This is a genomic window from Mesorhizobium sp. IMUNJ 23033 (genome assembly GCF_044778005.1).
Classification (GTDB): domain Bacteria; phylum Pseudomonadota; class Alphaproteobacteria; order Rhizobiales; family Rhizobiaceae; genus Mesorhizobium; species Mesorhizobium amorphae_A.
This window is the reverse complement of sequence record NZ_JBJACT010000088.1, coordinates 1-1,018: the sequence shown is the minus strand read 5'-3', so window position 1 is coordinate 1,018 and position 1,018 is coordinate 1. Positions and strand designations below refer to the sequence as shown.

The 1,018-nt window shown below is 62.3% G+C and carries 3 protein-coding genes; all 3 read left to right on the top strand.

The annotated features are described in order from the left end of the window. Positions 1-430 (top strand): TCP-1/cpn60 chaperonin family protein (locus tag ACFX5Q_RS34795; protein WP_404285065.1); only part of this gene is annotated, 430 nt, incomplete at its 5' end. A 60-nt stretch (positions 431-490) separates the two neighbouring features. After that, positions 491-721 carry a hypothetical protein gene (locus ACFX5Q_RS34790; protein WP_404285064.1) on the top strand — a complete coding sequence of 77 codons (231 nt, stop codon included), beginning with the start codon at positions 491-493 and terminating at the stop codon, positions 719-721. A gap of 79 nt (positions 722-800) precedes the next feature. Continuing rightward, positions 801-1,018: DUF982 domain-containing protein (locus tag ACFX5Q_RS34785; protein WP_404285063.1), on the top strand; the 218-nt coding region annotated here is incomplete at its 3' end.

Genomic DNA, 1,018 nt, shown 5'->3' with positions numbered 1-1,018 from the left:
GCATGCGACGCGCGCTGCGGTCGAGGAAGGCGTGTTGCCAGGTGGCGGCGTGGCGCTTCTGCGTGCGGCCAAGGCACTGGACAGTGTGCAGGCCGAAAATGAGGACCAGAAGCACGGTATCGAGATCGTGCGCCGCGCGCTCGAGGCGCCCGTGCGACAGATCGCCGAGAACGCCGGCGCGGAAGGTTCGATCATCGTCGGCAAGCTACGTGAGAAACCGGATTTCGGCTGGGGCTGGAACGCACAGACCAATGCGTTCGGCGACCTCTACAACGAGGGCGTCATCGATCCGGTGAAGGTGGTGCGGACCGCGCTCCAGGATGCGGCATCGGTTGCCGGCCTGCTGGTAACGACGGAAGCGATGGTTGCCGAGAAGCCGAAGAAGGAACCCGCAGTTCCGGCAATGCCGGGTGGCGGCATGGACTTCTGAGGAAACGCAGCGGTGTCCGCGCTCCATGGAGCGCGGACTTTTCCGACATAGGGTGAGACCATGAACGTGATGAAACTAGACGTTATCCCGCCGCCCTCGCGCGCGGCCGCCGACCTGAACTACGAAGCGGATCTGAAAACCGCGCTCGACCCAATCCTATCCGAACTCCTTGACCGAGCGGAGCACGCCGGTTGGGATCGGCGCAAGGCAGCATACACGGTGATGTTTCTGGCTGCGCGGAATCTTACCGAAGGCAAAGGCGCCCCTGGAAACGGGAGTTCGACAGGCTAAGGCGCTACGCACGCAACCTTTTGCGGCGCCTGGCGAGGCTTCCGATCGATTGAGCTAACCACGTGAAACGGAGGAAAACATGGAACACAATCAATTTCAGCAGCCCGTGAGGGTGCTCGTGGGTCTTGGGTTTCCGACCGACATTCAAAGCGTAAAAGACGCCTTCGTCCTGCTCGAGGAATGGCCGCCATCGAAGCGGAACGCTGCTCATGGCATCGCGCTCAATGCCTGCAGGGCAGCCCTCGCCGGCAAGGTGGATGCCGAAACCGCTCGCAGCACTTTTGTTGCCTTCGCCCG